Genomic DNA, 18,018 nt, shown 5'->3' with positions numbered 1-18,018 from the left:
ACAAAATAACGAATGATATTTATCATTTATTTTTGAAAGAATCATTCGTTCATTTGTGAAAATAATAATAAGTAAGAACAAGTATAACAAAAGAAACTCTACCCAGTCTCCCCCTCCTTTCGAGGGGGTTGGGGGGAGGAATAAAAGAATAAAAAATGATTAAAACAGACATACTTATAATAGGAGCGGGACCTACGGGTTTATTTGCAGTTTTTGAAGCAGGATTGTTAAAATTAAAATGTCATATTCTGGATGCTTTGCCACAAGCGGGCGGACAATTATCTGAATTATATCCTAAAAAACCTATTTATGATATTCCAGGATTTCCTGAAGTATTAGCGGGAGATTTAGTAGATAATCTAATGGAACAAATCAAGCAATTTGAACCAGGATTTACTCTTGGTGAACGTGCTGAAACAATCGAAAAACAAGAAGACGGAACTTTTATTGTGACTTCTAATAAAGGAAAAAAATTCCATGCTCCTGTAGTAGCAATTGCAGGTGGATTGGGAAGTTTTGAACCAAGAAAACCATTGATTGAAGACATCGAATTTTACGAAGATAAAGGAATTAAATATTTTATCAAAAATCCGGAGAAATTCAGAGACAAAAAAGTAGTAATCGCTGGAGGAGGAGATTCAGCTTTAGACTGGAGTATTTTCTTGTCGAATGTAGCTTCTGAAGTGACTTTGATTCACCGTAGAAACGAATTCAGAGGTGCTTTAGATTCTGTTGAAAAAGTACAAGAATTGAAAAATTCCGGTAAAATAAAAATGATTACGCCTGGAGAAGTTGTTGGCTTGAAAGGTGCTGAACATTTAGAAGGAGTTGTTGTCGAGGAAAATGGCGCACACCGAACTATTGAAACGGATTATTTTATTCCGCTTTTTGGATTAACACCAAAGTTAGGTCCTATCGGAGATTGGGGATTAGACATTGAAAAAAATGCTATCAAAGTAAATAACGCTTTGGATTATCAAACCAATATTCCGGGAATTTTTGCCATTGGTGATGTAAATACCTATCCGGGAAAATTAAAGTTGATTCTTTGTGGATTCCATGAAGCCACTTTAATGTGTCAGGCAGCTTACCAAATCATCAATCCAGGTAAAAAATATGTATTGAAATACACCACAGTTTCCGGTGTTGACGGATTTGACGGAACTCGTAAAGAAGCTCCAAAAGCCGTGGTGAAAGCAATAGTTTAACAACTTAGCCCAAACTAGTTAAAAAATTAAGCGCTAATACTTGCAAGTATTAGCGCTTTGTCTTTACTTTGCACTGTTCCTATATTTATTGAAAGTTATCACGAAAGGCGGAGGGAAAGACCCAATGAAACCTTAGCAACCCTTTATCTTTAAAGAAGGTGCTACATTCTACTTTATACTGAACATTTTCAGTATCTAAGATAGATAACACACGAATACTCACTTAGTATTTCTCAAACCTTTTCTTGACAACATATATTTTTAGCCTGCTGAATTAATTTCAGTATCAGGAGCGAACAATTGGCGTTTTTTTTGCCAATACTGTTCCCGCTTTCCGCTATATCTTTTTTTCTGTCCCGAACCTTTGGGACCAGAAAAAAAGGATATCGCTACAATCGGGGCTAAAGGGTGATTAATTGTAATTTTTTGCAATTATTCAAACCAATCAATTTTATATTTAAAAAATAAGAATATGTCACAAGATATAAAAGATAGTTTAGGAGTTCCCCCTTCGGGGGTTAGGGGGAGCATTCAAGAAGCCATTAAAAAAAACATACTCGTACTCGATGGAGCTATGGGAACCATGTTGCAACGCTACAATTTTTCTGAAGAAGATTTTCGAGGCGAACGTTTCAAAGATTTTCCGCATTCTTTGAAAGGGAACAACGATTTATTGTCACTCACGCAACCTCAAGCGATTCGTGCCGTTCACGCCGCTTATTTTGAAGCAGGAGCCGATATTGTTGAAACCAATACATTCTCAGGAACCACCATCGGAATGACTGATTACCATCTTGAAGATTTGGTGTACGAACTTAACTATGAGTCAGCAAGAATTGCCCGTGAAGTAGCCGATGAATTTACCGCTAAAAATCCAGACAAACCTCGTTTTGTTGCCGGTTCAATAGGACCAACAAACAGAACAGCGAGCATGTCACCAGATGTAAATGATCCGGGTTACAGAGCGGTAACTTTCGATGATTTACGAATTGCCTACAAACAACAAGTAGAAGCGTTGATAGACGGAGGAAGTGATTTGCTTTTAGTAGAAACTATTTTTGACACGTTAAATGCCAAAGCAGCACTTTTTGCCATCGAAGAAGTCAAAGACGAACGTAATATCGATATTCCTATCATGGTTTCCGGAACAATTACCGATGCTTCAGGAAGAACGCTTTCAGGTCAAACGGTAGAAGCTTTTTTGGTTTCGGTTTCTCATATTCCATTGTTGAGCGTAGGTTTCAATTGTGCTTTGGGAGCTGATTTACTCAAGCCTTATTTGCAAACGTTGTCACAGAATACTTCATTCAACGTGTCGGCACATCCTAATGCAGGATTACCAAATGCGTTTGGAGAGTATGATGAAACACCGGAACAAATGCAAGCCTTTATCAAAGAATATCTGGACGATAATTTAGTCAATATTATAGGCGGTTGTTGTGGAACAACGCCAGAACATATAAAGTTGATTGCGGATATCGCCAAAGATTACAAACCGAGAGTTTCCACCGCAACAATGTAATTAAATTTCCTGCAAGGTTTCTTAAACCTTGTAGGTATGTTTATATATAGATTTAGATAGTGCGGATTTGCAATCCGCGCCCAGAAAAAGAATTTAGATAGCACGGATTTACAATCCGTGTCTAGAAAATATAAATATTGAGTGTGATTTTGTCATTCCGACGAATGAGGACTCGAACGGAGTGAACAGACGAAGTAATCACATAATGAGATTCCTCCTTCGTCGGAATGACAAACTAAGGTTACAGCTTGAAATGCTGATTTGAAATAAACGACCCGCGTGAGGGATAGCAGTGAAGCTCCTTTTTTAAGGCTTTTTAGCCGAAAAAAAGAGCGGGAACGAATAGCCCGACCCTTTTGGGTCACGCCCAAAATAATAATAAGATATACGAAACCTGAACGTTTGCTGAAATCGTGAAGGATCAAATACAATAAAAAATGGCACAAGCAGAAAATAGAAGAAACCTTGTATTATCAGGATTAGAGCCTTTGATCATTACTCCGGAAAGCGTTTTTGTGAATATTGGTGAACGAACGAATGTTACCGGTTCTAGAAAATTCCTTCGATTAATCAAGGAAGAAAAATACGAAGAAGCACTTAGCATTGCAAAAGAACAAGTGGAAGGTGGCGCGCAAATCATCGATATTAATATGGATGAAGGAATGCTTGATGGCGAATATGCAATGACGAAATTCCTGAATTTAATTGCTGCTGAACCGGATATTTCCAGAGTTCCAATTATGATTGACAGCTCAAAATGGGATATCATCGAAGCTGGTTTAAAAGTGGTTCAAGGAAAGAGTGTTGTGAATTCTATTTCGTTAAAAGAAGGGGAAAAACAATTTATCCATCACGCTAAATTGATTAAGCGCTACGGAGCTGCGGTCATTATTATGGCTTTTGATGAGGTTGGACAAGCTGATAATTATGAACGCCGAATAGAAATTTGCCAACGGTCGTATGACATCATGGTAAATAAAGTGGGTTTTCCCCCGCAGGATATTATTTTCGATTTAAATGTTTTTCCAGTAGCAACAGGAATGGAAGAACATCGTTTGAATGCATTGGATTTCTTTAGAGGAACTAAGTGGGTTAGAGAAAATCTTCCTCATGCGCATATTAGCGGTGGAGTGAGTAATGTTTCGTTTTCGTTTCGAGGAAATGACACGGTTCGTGAAGCGATGCACTCGGTATTTTTATATCATGCGATTCAGCATGGTATGACAATGGGAATCGTGAATCCTGAAATGCTTTCTATCTACGACGAAATTCCAAAAGATCTTTTAGAACATGTTGAGGATGTAATTCTAAACAGACGCGATGATGCAACGGAACGTTTGTTGGACTTTGCAGAAAATGTAAAGGGAGACGTAAAGAGTAATGAAAAAGCAGTTCAGGAATGGCGTTCAGAAACTATTCAGGAACGATTGACGCATTCGTTAGTAAAAGGAGTCGATGAATTTATAGAAATCGATGTTGAAGAAGCCAGACAGGCAGCAACAAAACCAATCGAAGTAATCGAAATCAACTTAATGGCAGGAATGAATGTCGTAGGAGATTTATTTGGTTCAGGTAAAATGTTTTTGCCACAAGTGGTGAAATCAGCGCGTGTTATGAAGAAAGCGGTAGCTTATTTATTGCCCTACATTGAAGCCAGTAAACAAGCCGGCGACAAAAGGGGGAATGGAAAAATATTAATGGCAACCGTAAAAGGCGATGTGCATGATATTGGAAAAAATATCGTTTCGGTAGTTTTGGCATGTAATAATTATGAGATTGTAGATTTAGGTGTAATGGTCCCTCCTGAAAAAATTATTGCAGCTGCTATTGAACACAATGTTGATATTATTGGTTTAAGCGGATTAATCACACCGTCACTCGATGAAATGGTCTATCTCGCAAAAGAATTAGATAAAAGAGGATTAAATATTCCAATTATGATTGGTGGAGCAACCACTTCGCGTGCGCATACTGCCGTGAAAATTGCACCTCAATATAGAGAAACAGTTATTCACGTAAATGATGCTTCGAGAGCGGTAACAGTTGCTGGAAGTTTATTGAATAGTGACAAAAAGCTTTACGCAAAAACGATACGAGAGGAATATGATTTGTTTAGAGAAACATTTTTGAATCGTTCACGCGACAAAAATTTCTTGACTATTGAGCAAGCGCGCAAAAATAAATTGCAGTTGGATTGGGATAATTTTACTCCAGTAAAACCAAATATAATTGGAGAGCGAACTATCGAAGTTGATTTGGATGTTTTGGTTCCCTACATTGACTGGACACCCTTTTTTAGAACATGGGAATTGTTCGGAAAATATCCGGCTATTTTAACAGATGAAATTGTGGGCGAACAAGCCACATCTCTTTTTGCGGATGCCAAAGAAATGTTGGACGTTATTTTGAGAGAAAAGAAACTAACCGCTCGAGGAATTTACGGAATTTTCCCTGCGAATCAGGTCAATGATGATGACATCGAATTAAGTGACGAAAACGGAAAGCCATTACAAACCTTTTTGACTTTGCGTCAGCAATCACAAAAGACAAAAGGGGCTCCAAATATCGCATTGTCTGATTTTATTGCTCCAAAAGACAGCGGTAAAACCGATTATATGGGAGCGTTTTGTGTCACGACCGGTTTTGGTGTGGATGAATGGGCAGCAGAATTCGAAAGAGATTTAGACGATTACAATTCGATCATGGTCAAAGCATTGGCAGATCGTTTTGCTGAAGCTTTTGCGGAGTATTTACATGAAAAAATCCGTAAAGAAATTTGGGGTTACGCTTTGGATGAAAATTTAACTACCGAAGCTATGATTGATGAGGTTTATAAAGGAATTCGTCCTGCACCAGGTTATCCGGCTTGTCCAGATCATTTAGAAAAACCTACGATTTGGAAATTACTAAATGTAGAACAAGAAATTGGAGTGACTTTAACCGAAAGCATGGCGATGTGGCCCGCTTCATCAGTTTCAGGATATTATTTTGGGAATCCGGAAAGTAAGTATTTTGGACTTGGAAAAATAAAAGAAGATCAAGTTATTGATTACGCCAAAAGAAGAAGCGTTTCGACCGAAGTAGCTACGAAATGGTTGAACCCGAATATTGCGGATTAGAAATAGTTTAAAGTTGAAATTTTGTTTAAAGTTTAAAGTTTAAAGTTGTTCGAGAGAACCTTAAACCTTAAACCTTAAACTTCAAACTAAAGAAAATGAAAGTAACACAGCATATAGAAGCAGCAAAAGGAGAAACGTTATTCTCCTTCGAAATTATTCCGCCTCAAAAAGGGAAAAGCATTCAGGAATTATACGATAATATTGATCCGTTGATGGAGTTCAAACCGCCATTTATAGACGTAACCACTTCTCGCGAAGAATTTATTTATGTCGATAAGGGTAATGGTTTATTGGAAAAAAAACTGACCAGAATGCGTCCTGGAACTCTTGGAATTTGCGCTTCAATCAAGCATAAATATAATGTGGATACAGTTCCTCATGTACTTTGCGGTGGTTTTACCAAAGAGGAAACCGAATATTTATTGGTCGATTGTCATTATCTTGGAATTGATAATGTGATGGCTTTGCGTGGCGATGCGATGAAAGACGAGCAATCTTTTGTTCCTAAATTAGGAGGGAATGATTTTGCGGTTGATTTGGTCAAGCAAATTAACCAATTGAATTGCGGAAAATACTTGCATGACGTGATGGATGTTGATAACAAAGCCAATTTTTGTATTGGAGTTGCGGGATATCCGGAGAAACATTTGGAATCTCCATCTTTAATTTCAGATTTGAAAAGACTGAAAGAAAAAGTGGATGCAGGAGCTGATTATGTGGTGACACAAATGTTTTTTGACAATGCGAAATACTTTGAGTTTGTTGCCAAAGCCCGAGAGATGGGAATTACCGTTCCTATTATTCCGGGTATTAAACCAATCGCAGTACAAAGACATTTACAGGTTTTACCACAAATTTTCCGAATCGACTTACCCGAGGATTTAATTAATGCTGTTGATCAATGCAAAAATAATGCAGATATCAGACAAGTAGGAATCGAATGGGCGATTCAACAATCGTTAGAACTGAAAGCTGCCGGCGTTCCCGTTTTGCACTATTATTCTATGGGAAAATCAGAAAATATCCGACAAATAGCTGGTAAGGTTTTTTAGAAATTCATATTATTTTATTAAAAGCTTCCAGCCTTTTAAAGGCTGGAAGCTTTTTTAATTTTAATAATATTGTCATTCCGACCAAGGAGGTTAGGAAAAAAATAAGGGTTTTGTATTTTAAAAGAGTTTGTTTTTCATTCGAAAATTAGACTGAACACTACTAACTGAACACTGCCAACTCACTATTTAGTTATCTCTCTAAATACTGCCTCCAAGTTTTTATTTTTCTGATTCAGTTGAAGTGTTTTCAAACCATTGGCATTAGCAAAATCAAAAACTGCAGGGCGCATGTCTTTATCCGCTTTGAAAGTCAATTCCCAAATCATATCGTGCGTATTTCTATAAGAAACAAGATTTTCGATTTTAGCAATTAATTGTTCCTCTATTTTATAATCAAATTCTACTTCAATAACTTGTTCTTTATCTTCGGAAATTAAGTTATCCAGTTTTTTATCGGTAACAATTTTCCCGTTATTGATGATGATCACGCGATCACAAATTGCTTCGACTTCCTGCATAATGTGTGTGGAAAGGAAAACAGTTTTGTCTTTTCCCACGTTTTTAATCACATTACGAATTTCCATTAATTGATTCGGGTCTAAACCGGTAGTTGGTTCATCAAGAATCAAAACATCTGGATTGTGCAATAAAGCGTTGGCAAGACCTACGCGCTGGCGATATCCTTTGGATAATTGCCCTATTTTTTTATGACTTTCGGTACTTAAACCGGTCAATTGAATTACTTCTTCGATTCGGGATTTAGCTACTTTGTAAACATCGGCATTGAAAGCCAAATATTCTCTTACATACAAATCCAAATACAACGGATTGTGTTCCGGAAGATAACCAATAGAAAGCTGAACTGCTTTTTGCTGAGTATTTACATCGTTTCCATTTACTAATGCGGAGCCTTCATCGGCATTGATGTAGGTTGTCAATATTTTCATTAAAGTTGATTTTCCGGCTCCATTTGGACCTAAAAAACCAACGATTTCTCCTTTTTTAATGGAAAATGAAATGTTATCCAATGCTTTTTGGGCACCGTAACTTTTTGATATATTAGTAACTTCTATTGACATGGAATTTTATTTGTTGCAAAAGTAAACAGAAAAAGTATTGATTTATTGTTTTTCGTATTCAATAGCTAAAAAGTCTTTTGTCAAAGTTAACAAAGCGGGTTTGAATTCTATTTTAGATTTATATATTTACCTAAACAATATAAATATGAATTCGAAAAATACACAATCAGGGAGTTTCTTAAAAAACTACAAAAGTATTTTATTGCTTCTGGGCGGAATTCTGGCAGGAAGTATATTGGGTTTAGTTTTTGGAAAAGGAGTAGAGGTGATAAAACCTTTGGGTGATATATTTCTGAATTTATTGTTTACAGCAATTATCCCATTGGTGTTTTTTACGATTGCATCTTCGATTGCCAATTTAGAAAAAACAGAGAAACTGGGAAAATTATTTGTAATTGTTATAGGAGTGTTTTTCAGCACCGTGTTGATTTCGGCTATTTTGATGCTAGTTGCTGTTTTGTTGTTTCCCATTCAGCAAGATATTATTCTTTCAAAAATACCTTTTGAAAGTGTACAAAGTGCAAATACAGGCTCACAACTTACTCAATTACTCACAGCGGGGGATTTTTATGAGCTACTTTCTCGAAAAAGCATGTTGGCGCTCATCATATTTTCGTTTTTATTAGGATTTGCCAGTTTGCAATCGGGTGAAAAAGGGAAAGATTTCAGTCGGTTCTTGAATTCAGGTAATGAAGTAATGAAGCAATTGTTACACATTATTATGAAAACGGCTCCAATAGGTTTGGGTGCTTATTTTGCATATCAGGTTGGGATTTTTGGGCCGCAATTATTTGGTGCATATGCAAAACCTTTGGGACTTTATTATGCAGTTTGCGCTTTTTACTTTGTCGTGTTTTTTAGTTTGTATGCATTTATCGCTGGAGGAAAATTAGGATTTAAAGTGTTTTGGAAAAATAATATTACGCCTTCATTAACGGCATTGGGAACCTGCAGCAGCATTGCAACAATTCCTGCCAATCTAGAAGGTGCCGAAAAAATGAATATTCCGGCTCACATCAGAAATGTTGTCATTCCGCTGGGTGCGCCTTTACATAAAGATGGTTCGAGTATGTCGTCGATTATAAAAATTGCGGTTATTTTCGCCATGTTTGGAAAAGATTTAACCGATCCTAATACTATATTAATGGCTTTGGGAATTACGATAATTGTTTCGGTAGTCGAAGGCGGAATTCCAAACGGAGGTTACATAGGAGAAATATTGGCGATTACCGTTTATGGATTTCCAATGGAACAAGCGCTTCCGGCGGCAATGATTGTGGGAACTCTTGTCGATCCAATGGCGACATTGCTGAACGCCAATGGTGATTTGGTTTCTGCGATGCTGGTAACCCGAATTTCGGAAGGAAAAAAATGGCTTACTGATAAATTAGTAGCCTAATTTAGGTATGATTTTAAAGATGAATGTTTGGAGAAAGAATGTTTGGTTTCTCTAAAATTTCAAATTCGGACTAACTAAAAAATATTTTAAAAGCCTTTTTTTAATTATTACATAATTAATAACCAGTTTTTTAGCGAATCTCCTTTTTGTTCAATAAAAGCGCCCTTTTTTTTGGGTTAGCTGGAAATTATGTATACATTCGCAGAGTAATTAATACAAAAAAACAACAAGATGTTGAGTAACCGATTTTATTTTAGCAATTCTTATTATTTCTTCTGGAAAGTAGAAAGGGATTGTTGTATGGTTATTTGATTATAAAATTAAATTGATACTATAAATATACAATCCCGATGAAAATCGGGATTTTTTTTTGCTTAAAAAGTTGGAAAATGAATGAAATAATTGGAATACAAGGGATAACAGGTTCTTTTCACCATCAGGTGGCGCAAGAATATTTCAGGCAGGCAGTTATTGTTGATGAATGTTTATCCTTTGAAGAATTAGTAGATAACCTGCTTTCCGGGAAATCAGATCAGGCAGTTATGGCGATAGAGAATTCTATTGCGGGTCCAATTATTCCGAATTACTCATTGATTGATAAAAATAATCTCCACATAATAGGAGAACATTATTTAAGAATTCATCAGAATCTAATGGCTTTAAAAGGTCAAAAAATGGAGGATATTCTGGAAGTGCATTCGCATCCCATGGCTATTTTACAATGTATGGAATTCCTGAAAAAATACCCAAACATAAAATTAGTTGAAGATAAAGATACCGCTGAAACGGCGCGAAGAATTCAGGAAAAACAGTTGAAAGGAATTGCTGCAATCGCCGGTAAAACCGCTTCAGAAATGTATGATTTAGAGATTTTGGCTCCAGAAATTCAAACGATTAAAAATAACATGACGCGTTTTGTGATTATCAAAAAGGAAAATTCATTTGTCCCGGAAAACGAAATCAACAGAGCGTCCATCAAATTTGAATTGGACCACAAACGTGGAAGTTTAGCGGCAGTTTTGAATGTGATGAGCGATTGCAAATTGAATTTAACCAAAATTCAGTCGTTACCAAAAATAGAAACACCTTGGAAATATTCCTTTTTTGTGGATGTTACTTTCGAAAAATACGAAGATTATGCAAAGGCAAAGTCATTATTGACCATCATGGCGGAGTATTTCAAAGTGTTAGGCGAATATAAAAACACAAAATTATAAAGCCCGCTAACCCCCGAAGGGGGAATTAGATTAAGGTCGATTTACATGAAATTTAAAATAGAAGAATGATTACCACAGCGAAACGTCTCGATATAATTGAAGAATACTATTTCTCATCAAAATTGAGAGAAGTAAGACAACTGGCTTCTGAAGGGAAACCAATTATTAATATGGGAATTGGAAGTCCGGATTTACAACCGTCACAAGCAGTAATTGACGCAATAGTTCTGGCAATGCAAGATGAAAATGCGCATCAATACCAGAGTTATCAAGGATTGCCAGAATTACGTCAAGGCATGGCTGATTTTTACAAAAATAATTACGAAGTTGCGTTGAATCCCGCTAACGAAATCTTGCCTTTGATGGGATCTAAAGAGGGAATAATGCATATTTCACTGGCTTTTTTGAATGAAGGAGATCAGGTGTTGATTCCAAATCCAGGATATCCAACGTATACTTCGGTGACGAATTTAGTGGGAGCAGTTCCAGTTTACTATGACTTAAAAGAAAATAATAACTGGGAACCGGATTTTGAGGCTTTGGAAAAACTGGATTTATCTAAAGTGAAAATAATGTGGATTGGTTATCCGCACATGCCAACAGGAGCAAGAGGAAGTTTGGAGTTGTTTTCAAGATTAGTGGCTTTCGCCAAAAAAAATAACATTTTATTAGTTAATGACAATCCGTACAGTTTTGTTTTGAATGACAATCCAATGAGTTTGTTGCAAGTGGAAGGCGCAAAAGATGTGGCTTTAGAATTGAATTCTTTGAGCAAAACTTTTAACATGGCGGGCTGGAGAGTTGGAATGCTTCTGGGAAATGCAGCCTGTATCGATGCAGTTCTAAAAGTAAAAAGCAACATGGACAGCGGTATGTTTTACGGGATTCAAAAAGGAGCAATTGAAGCTTTGAAAAGTGACAAGACTTGGTTTGAATCGATGAATGCTATTTACCAAAAACGCAGAATTCTTACGGAACAACTGGCCGAAAAATTAGGTTGTAAAGTGTATAAAGAAGGTGTTGGATTATTTGTTTGGGCAAAATTGCCGGACGGAATAACATCCGCTGAGAAATTCATTGATGAAATTTTATATGACAAATCGATTTTTATTACCCCAGGAACCATTTTTGGAAGTAATGGCGAAGGATATATTCGGTTTGCGTTGTGTGTTAAAGAAGAAAAAGTACAGGAAGCAATTCTGAGAATAACAAATTAAAAATTATGAATTACGAGTTTGGAGGTTTTGGTGACTTTCGACTTTACAACTTTAAGACTTTATGACTAATGTTTACGTAATAGGAATAGGATTGATAGGCGGTTCGATGGCATTGGACATTAAAACGCTGCATCCGGAAGCCAAAATTTATGGGATTGATACTAATGAAAGTCATTTAGCGGAAGCCATAGCTTTAGGTGTTGTTGATGCTGGTGCCACATTTGAAGATTTAGTGGATGCAGACTTTGTAATTGTTTCGGTTCCTGTGGATGTTGCATTGCTAGTTTTGCCAAAAGTATTAGATGTTATTGGCGATAATAGTATAGTTTTTGAAGTGGGTTCTACTAAAATGCCAATTTGTGAAGCGGTTGCTAATCATCCTAAAAGGCGAAATTTTATAGCCACGCATCCTATTGCAGGGACGGAGTTTTCGGGACCTTCGGCAGCGATAAAAGGATTGTTTCAAGGGAAAACCAATATTATTTGTGAGGTAGAAAAAACAACTTTCAAATTACAGGAAAAAGCGTTGGATTTGTTTAAAGCAATGGGAATGAGAATTCGTTATATGGATCCGAAATCACATGACAAACACATTGCTTACGTTTCGCATTTGTCACATATCAGTGCGTTTATGCTTGGAAAAACGGTAATTAATAAAGAGAAAGACGAACAGGATATTTTTGATATGGCAGGTTCTGGTTTTGAAAGTACGGTTCGTTTGGCCAAAAGTTCTCCGGCAATGTGGACGCCAATTTTTAAACAAAACAGGAAACAGGTTGTAAAAACATTGGATGAATACATTTCGAATTTGTCAAAGTTTAAAGAATTATTAGAAAAGGAAGATTACGATGCGATTTACAATGAAATGCAAAGTGTCAATAAAATAAAGGAAATATTAAACGGAATGACAGCTCCCGAACCCTCGAAGGGAAAGTAGTAAAACAACTAAAAACAATAAAATAAATAATTAACAACAATCATCCATTTACAGCTCCCTTCCCTTTGGGGAGGGCTGGGGTGGGGAAAAATTAGAAAAGATGGAAAACAAGAAAGAAATGAGAAATTGGTTGAATGAATTCAATTTAACTCATCCATTAGTAATAGCAGGACCTTGTAGTGCTGAAACAGAAGAACAAGTATTAAAAATTGCACATGAATTGAAAGATTCAGATGTAAGTATTTTTAGAGCAGGAATCTGGAAACCAAGAACGCGTCCGGGAGGATTTGAAGGTGTTGGAGAAATTGGATTAAAATGGTTGAAAAAAGCTAAAGAACAAACCGGATTGCTAATGGGAACGGAAGTGGCAAATGCGGCTCACGTAAAATTAGCTTTGGAATATGATATTGATGTATTGTGGATAGGAGCCAGAACGACCGTAAATCCTTTTGCGGTGCAGGAAATTGCAGATGCTTTAGCAGGAACCAAGAAAATTGTATTAGTAAAGAACCCGGTAAATCCAGATTTATCATTGTGGTTAGGCGGTGTAGAGCGTTTGTACAATGCTGGAATTGAAAAATTGGGTGTTATTCACAGAGGGTTTTCTACTTACGAAAAAACAAAATACAGAAACATTCCAGAATGGCAAATTGCTATTGAATTGCAAAATAAATTCCCTGATTTACCTTTAATTATTGACCCGTCTCATATTACTGGAGATCGTAAAATGATTCTTGAAGTAACGCAGGAAGCGTTGGATTTGAATTATGATGGTATGATTATCGAAACACATACTGATCCTGATAATGCTTGGAGTGATGCTGCACAACAAGTGACTCCTGATGCGTTGAAACAAATTTTTATTGATTTAAAAGTTAGAAAGTTAGATGATGTTTCGGATGAGTTTACTCATAAAATGAAAAAATTAAGAGCAAATATTGATGTTTTGGATGCCACTTTGTTAGAGCTGCTCGGGAAGAGAATGAAAGTAGCCGATGAAATAGGACAGGTGAAAAAAGAAGCGAATGTTGCTGTATTGCAGAACAATCGTTGGAATGAAATCCTTGGAAAAATGATTTTGGATGGAGAGAAAAAAGGCCTTTCCGAAGAGTTTGTTCTAAGAATGTTCAAAGCAATTCACCAAGAAAGTATCAGTCATCAAGACAAAGTGTTGAATGCATAAAATGATTTAAGATTGAGGATTAACGATTTCTGATTTTTGATTTCATGAGTCGCTTATTTAGATTTTTATAAAAATTCCCGCCGCTTTTTGAAAAAAAAGTTGTGGGGATTTTTTATTTTTAATTGTATGTAAAGTTGTTCAAAGTGAAAAACTTTAAACTTTAAACTTTAAACCTAAAACAAAGAATTATCTTTGCAAAGTCTTAGATTTTAAATCAGAAATCTAAAATCGTTAATCTTCAATCAAATAATCCTAAATGACAGGACTCGTATACAAATCTACAGGAAGTTGGTACACCGTAAAATCTGAACAAGGTGATTTTATCGAATGCCGTATGAAGGGGAAATTCCGAATTAAAGGAATCAAAAGTACCAATCCTATTGCTGTAGGCGATGTTGTGGATTATGAACTCGAAGAATCATCCGATACTGTTACGGGAACCATTCATAAAATTCACGACAGGAAGAATTATATCGTACGGAAATCAGTGAACTTATCGCATCAGATGCACATTATTGCTTCTAATATTGATAGGGTTTTCTTATTAGTTACCATTAATAATCCGCCAACGACTTTTAATTTTATAGATCGTTTTCTGGTTACAGCCGAAGCGTATGGAATTGAAACCGTTCTTGTTTTTAACAAAATCGATACGTTTGATGATGCTACTCTAGATGAACAGTTGTATATGCAACATGTGTATCAGGAAATAGGATATAAATGCTTGCGCGTTTCTTCTACTGAAATGAAAGGAATAGAGGAATTGAAAGCAATGATGATTGGCAAAGTGAGCATGTTCTCTGGGCATTCCGGTGTGGGGAAATCAACTTTGGTAAATGCCATGGAACCGTCATTGCATTTAAAAACAAAAACGATTTCTGAAGCAAGCAAACAAGGACAACACACGACAACTTTTGCTGAGATGTATGATTTGTCATTTGATGCCAGAATTATCGATACGCCTGGCATCAAAGGTTTTGGAATTGTCGACATGGAAAAAGAAGAAATTAGTGGCTATTTCCCTGAATTTTTCAAATTGAAAGAGCAATGTAAATTCAATAATTGTTTACATAAGGAAGAACCGCATTGCGCCATCAAAGCTGCTTTGGAAAAAGATGAAATCGCTTGGTCTCGTTATAGAAGTTACCTTAAAATTCTGGAAGGTGATGATGAAAATTACCGTACGGATATTCATAATGAGGATAGAATAATCAGTGATAAAACGAGGGAGTAGTTCTGAATTGTGAATGGTAAATTATGAATTATGGCAGGTAATACAATAAAAATAAAATCATTTGATTTTGCTTTACGAATTGTAAAATTATATCAATTTTTAAGTACAGAAAAGAAGTAATTTGTTTTAAGTAAACAATTATTACGCAGCGGTACTTCAATTGGTGCATTGGTAAGAGAGTCAGAACACGCAGAAAGTAAACTGGATTTTATTCATAAGCTTGCAATAGCTCAAAAAGAAGCTAATGAAAGTGATTATTGGTTAGAATTATTGTTTCAATCTGAATATTTGAACCAATCCCAATTCCAGTCTTTAAACTCCGATATAGTTGAGATTAATAAAATTTTAGCTTCAATTATTATTTCAACTAAAAACAATTTAAAAAAATAATTATGAATATGCACCATTCATAATTTATCATTCATAATTCACCATCATTTTGAAAGTTGTAATTCAAAGAGTTTCTCAAGCCTCCGTAACGATCGATGCTAAAATCGTAGCTGATATTCAAAAAGGATTATTGGTTTTAGTTGGTATTGAAGATGTAGATAATCAAGAAGATAGCAAATGGTTAGCTGCAAAAATAGCCAACATCCGCATTTTTGGGGATGAAAATGACGTGATGAATTTATCCGTCAAAGATATCGACGGTGATATCATTGTGGTAAGTCAATTTACATTGCACGCCGCTACCAAAAAAGGAAATCGACCTTCTTATATAAAAGCTTCAAAACCAGAAATCGCCATTCCTTTGTATGAAAGTTTCGTATTTCAGCTCGAAAAAGAATTGGAAAAAAAAGTGCAAACCGGCATATTTGGTGCGGATATGAAAGTACTTTTGTTAAATGATGGGCCAGTAACGATAATAATTGACAGTAAAAATAGAGATTAAGTTTTCTTTAATCGAAAAATTCTTATATTTTTGATAAAAAGAATTTTTATGAACTTCAAATATGTTTCTTTCCTGTTTTTGTTTTTCACCTCACTTATTTTTGCTCAAAAGACAGAATATAATTCTTTGAGTATCTCTGATAGCTTAAAGGAGAATGCGAATGCTGTTATTCGTTTGAATCAAATAGAGATCCTTATTTCTTCTCAAAGAAATATGAATGTGATTACTAAAAGAGTCGTTACAGTTTTAAACGAAAAAGGCTTGGATGCGATAGATGCAGTAGAGAACTACGATAAAAGGACTACCATCCGGAACATTGAAACCACAGTTTATGATGCTTTTGGAAAAGAAATCAAAAAATTTAAGCGTAAAGATTTCAAAGATCAAAGTGCGGTTGGAGGTAGTACGCTTTTTTCTGACAATAGATATCTTTACTTAGATTACACACCCATTCAATATCCTTTTACTATAGTATTTAATAGTGAAATAGAAACTTCAACTACCGCTTTTATTCCAGAGTGGTATCCATTAAACAGCTATTTTGTTAGCGTCGAAAAAAGTATTTTGAATGTAAAGTACCCAGATAATTTAGGTTTTAAAAAAATGGAGTTTAACTTTTCTAATTTCAATATTGAGAAAACCTTAGACACTTCAACAAATTTATCTTACACCGCCACTAATATTCTGGCTCAAAAGCAAGAGGATTATAGTCCTGTTGTTAATACTATTTTTCCAAAATTGATGATGGGATTAGAGTTGTTTCATCTAGAAGGAGTAGACGGATATGCAAAGACTTGGAAGGAGTTTGGACAATGGTATTCTGATAAAATTTTATTGGGGACGATTGACTTGCCAGATGAAACCAAAATGAAAGTTAAGGCTCTCGTCGGAGATGAAAAAGATCCCATCAAAAAAGCTAAATTAATTTACAATTTCGTGCAACAAAAAGTGCGGTATATAAGTATTCAAGTCGGAATAGGCGGATGGAAACCTATGCTTGCCAGTGATGTGGATCGTTTGGGATATGGGGATTGCAAAGCCTTGACTAACTATACTAAAGCCTTACTGGATGTGGTAAATGTGCCATCTTATTATACTATTTTGTATGGAGACAGGAAAAAGTTAAATATTCAGTCTGAATTTGTATCCATGCAAGGAAATCATGTTATTTTATCAATTCCAAATGGCGATAATTATACTTGGCTGGAATGTACCAGCCAAGACGATCCTTTTGGTTATCAAGGAATTTTTACGGATGACAGAAAAGTTTTGGTAATAAAACCAGAGGGAGGAGAGATTGTACGAACAAAATTATATGAAGATAAAGGAAATACTCAAATTAGTAAAGGTTCGTATACTTTAACAGCAAATGGAGATTTTTCGGGAAAAATAACAATTGTTTCAGGAGGTTCACAATACAGTCAAAAAGCGTCTATTGAAAATTTACAACCAACGGAAAAAGAAGCGCATTATAAGGATTATTGGGGGCATATCAATAATTTAAAAATCAACAAAATGTCATTTTCTAATGATAAAGATAAAATTAATTTAACTGAAAACTTAGCTGTAGAAGCTGTGAAATACGGAAGTTTTACATCAAATAAATTGATATTTGCTGTTAATGCTTTCAATAAAACAAACGCTTATGTAAAAAGAATAAGAAACCGTAAGAATTCTTTAGAGATACAAAGAGGTTTTTTTGATGAAGATGATGTCAACGTAATTCTTCCTACTGGTTTTTCTGTTGAATATCTGCCTGCTAATTATGAATTGAGTAGTAAATTCGGGACTTATAAAACGGAGATTATAAAAATTGACAGTTCGAATGTAGTTTACAAACGAACCTTATTTATAAAGAAAGGATTGTATTCAAATGAAGAATATGAAGAATACCGTCTTTTTGTAGAACAAATTTCAAAAAATGACAATGCCAAAATTATTCTAACCCCAAACCTATAA

General features: G+C 35.5%; 13 protein-coding genes, 1 pseudogene and 1 riboswitch. Of the genes and pseudogenes, 13 read left to right on the top strand and 1 reads right to left on the bottom strand.

Annotated features, from left to right (window positions below; all coding sequences use genetic code 11):
• Positions 1-155 precede the first annotated feature (155 nt).
• The 4 genes from E0F89_RS08650 to metF all read left to right on the top strand — a co-directional run bounded on the left by E0F89_RS08650 (position 156) and on the right by metF (position 6,901).
• The gene (locus tag E0F89_RS08650; protein ID WP_131909411.1) at positions 156-1,208 is read left to right on the top strand and encodes an NAD(P)/FAD-dependent oxidoreductase; all 1,053 of its coding nucleotides are present in this window, start codon (positions 156-158) and stop codon (positions 1,206-1,208) included.
• Positions 1,209-1,300: 92 nt separating this feature from the next.
• Positions 1,301-1,419: riboswitch (SAM riboswitch) on the top strand.
• 261 nt (positions 1,420-1,680) lie between these two features.
• Positions 1,681-2,730: a homocysteine S-methyltransferase family protein gene (locus E0F89_RS08645; protein ID WP_131909410.1), complete on the top strand. Its 1,050-nt coding sequence runs from the start codon at positions 1,681-1,683 to the stop codon at positions 2,728-2,730.
• Positions 2,731-3,167: 437 nt separating this feature from the next.
• Positions 3,168-5,849 (top strand): methionine synthase, encoded by a 2,682-nt coding sequence (metH, locus tag E0F89_RS08640; protein ID WP_131909409.1) that lies wholly within the window; start codon positions 3,168-3,170, stop codon positions 5,847-5,849.
• Between the two features lie 95 nt (positions 5,850-5,944).
• Entirely contained in the window at positions 5,945-6,901 is a 957-nt protein-coding gene (metF, locus tag E0F89_RS08635) for a methylenetetrahydrofolate reductase [NAD(P)H] (protein WP_131909408.1), read from the top strand.
• A gap of 182 nt (positions 6,902-7,083) precedes the next feature.
• Here metF and gldA read toward each other — a convergent pair whose 3' ends face one another.
• Positions 7,084-7,980, bottom strand: a complete 897-nt coding sequence (gene gldA, locus E0F89_RS08630) for a gliding motility-associated ABC transporter ATP-binding subunit GldA (protein WP_131909407.1) — start codon at positions 7,978-7,980, stop codon at positions 7,084-7,086.
• 145 nt (positions 7,981-8,125) lie between these two features.
• On the opposite strand from gldA, the gene E0F89_RS08625 reads away from it, so the two are divergent.
• The 9 genes and pseudogenes from E0F89_RS08625 (at position 8,126) to E0F89_RS08585 (ending at position 18,018) form a co-directional block, all read left to right on the top strand.
• Positions 8,126-9,379, top strand: coding sequence for a dicarboxylate/amino acid:cation symporter (locus E0F89_RS08625; protein ID WP_131909406.1), 1,254 nt, complete (start codon positions 8,126-8,128; stop codon positions 9,377-9,379).
• 389 nt (positions 9,380-9,768) lie between these two features.
• Positions 9,769-10,596, top strand: a complete 828-nt coding sequence (locus E0F89_RS08620) for a prephenate dehydratase (protein ID WP_131909405.1) — start codon at positions 9,769-9,771, stop codon at positions 10,594-10,596.
• A gap of 65 nt (positions 10,597-10,661) precedes the next feature.
• Entirely contained in the window at positions 10,662-11,813 is a 1,152-nt protein-coding gene (locus tag E0F89_RS08615; protein ID WP_131909404.1) for an aminotransferase class I/II-fold pyridoxal phosphate-dependent enzyme, read from the top strand.
• Between the two features lie 61 nt (positions 11,814-11,874).
• Positions 11,875-12,750, top strand: coding sequence for a prephenate dehydrogenase (locus E0F89_RS08610; RefSeq protein WP_131909403.1), 876 nt, complete (start codon positions 11,875-11,877; stop codon positions 12,748-12,750).
• A gap of 100 nt (positions 12,751-12,850) precedes the next feature.
• On the top strand, positions 12,851-13,933 hold the full coding sequence (locus tag E0F89_RS08605) for a bifunctional 3-deoxy-7-phosphoheptulonate synthase/chorismate mutase type II (protein WP_131909402.1): 1,083 nt from the start codon (positions 12,851-12,853) through the stop codon (positions 13,931-13,933).
• A gap of 256 nt (positions 13,934-14,189) precedes the next feature.
• Positions 14,190-15,167, top strand: coding sequence for a ribosome small subunit-dependent GTPase A (gene rsgA / locus E0F89_RS08600; protein ID WP_131909401.1), 978 nt, complete (start codon positions 14,190-14,192; stop codon positions 15,165-15,167).
• A gap of 30 nt (positions 15,168-15,197) precedes the next feature.
• A pseudogene (locus E0F89_RS08595) lies at positions 15,198-15,557 on the top strand (four helix bundle protein).
• A 49-nt stretch (positions 15,558-15,606) separates the two neighbouring features.
• On the top strand, positions 15,607-16,059 hold the full coding sequence (gene dtd / locus E0F89_RS08590; RefSeq protein ID WP_131909400.1) for a D-aminoacyl-tRNA deacylase: 453 nt from the start codon (positions 15,607-15,609) through the stop codon (positions 16,057-16,059).
• A 48-nt stretch (positions 16,060-16,107) separates the two neighbouring features.
• On the top strand, positions 16,108-18,018 hold the full coding sequence (locus tag E0F89_RS08585) for a DUF3857 domain-containing protein (RefSeq protein WP_131909399.1): 1,911 nt from the start codon (positions 16,108-16,110) through the stop codon (positions 18,016-18,018).

The organism is Flavobacterium caseinilyticum, assembly GCF_004349085.1.
GTDB classification, from domain to species: Bacteria; Bacteroidota; Bacteroidia; order Flavobacteriales; family Flavobacteriaceae; genus Flavobacterium; species Flavobacterium caseinilyticum.
Note: the sequence above shows the minus strand (reverse complement) of the source record. Positions and strands in the feature narration are given on the sequence as shown.

Excerpts from the sequence above, each read along its gene's own strand:
- E0F89_RS08615 (WP_131909404.1), top strand. The coding sequence starts at position 10,662 with ATGATTACCACAGCGAAACGTCTCGATATAATTGAAGAATACTATTTC.
- gldA (WP_131909407.1), bottom strand. The coding sequence starts at position 7,980 with ATGTCAATAGAAGTTACTAATATATCAAAAAGTTACGGTGCCCAAAAA.
- metF (WP_131909408.1), top strand. The coding sequence starts at position 5,945 with ATGAAAGTAACACAGCATATAGAAGCAGCAAAAGGAGAAACGTTATTC.
- E0F89_RS08650 (WP_131909411.1), top strand. The coding sequence starts at position 156 with ATGATTAAAACAGACATACTTATAATAGGAGCGGGACCTACGGGTTTA.
- E0F89_RS08625 (WP_131909406.1), top strand. The coding sequence starts at position 8,126 with ATGAATTCGAAAAATACACAATCAGGGAGTTTCTTAAAAAACTACAAA.
- E0F89_RS08605 (WP_131909402.1), top strand. The coding sequence starts at position 12,851 with ATGGAAAACAAGAAAGAAATGAGAAATTGGTTGAATGAATTCAATTTA.
- metH (WP_131909409.1), top strand. The coding sequence starts at position 3,168 with ATGGCACAAGCAGAAAATAGAAGAAACCTTGTATTATCAGGATTAGAG.
- E0F89_RS08620 (WP_131909405.1), top strand. The coding sequence starts at position 9,769 with ATGAATGAAATAATTGGAATACAAGGGATAACAGGTTCTTTTCACCAT.
- E0F89_RS08645 (WP_131909410.1), top strand. The coding sequence starts at position 1,681 with ATGTCACAAGATATAAAAGATAGTTTAGGAGTTCCCCCTTCGGGGGTT.
- E0F89_RS08610 (WP_131909403.1), top strand. The coding sequence starts at position 11,875 with ATGACTAATGTTTACGTAATAGGAATAGGATTGATAGGCGGTTCGATG.
- rsgA (WP_131909401.1), top strand. The coding sequence starts at position 14,190 with ATGACAGGACTCGTATACAAATCTACAGGAAGTTGGTACACCGTAAAA.
- E0F89_RS08585 (WP_131909399.1), top strand. The coding sequence starts at position 16,108 with ATGAACTTCAAATATGTTTCTTTCCTGTTTTTGTTTTTCACCTCACTT.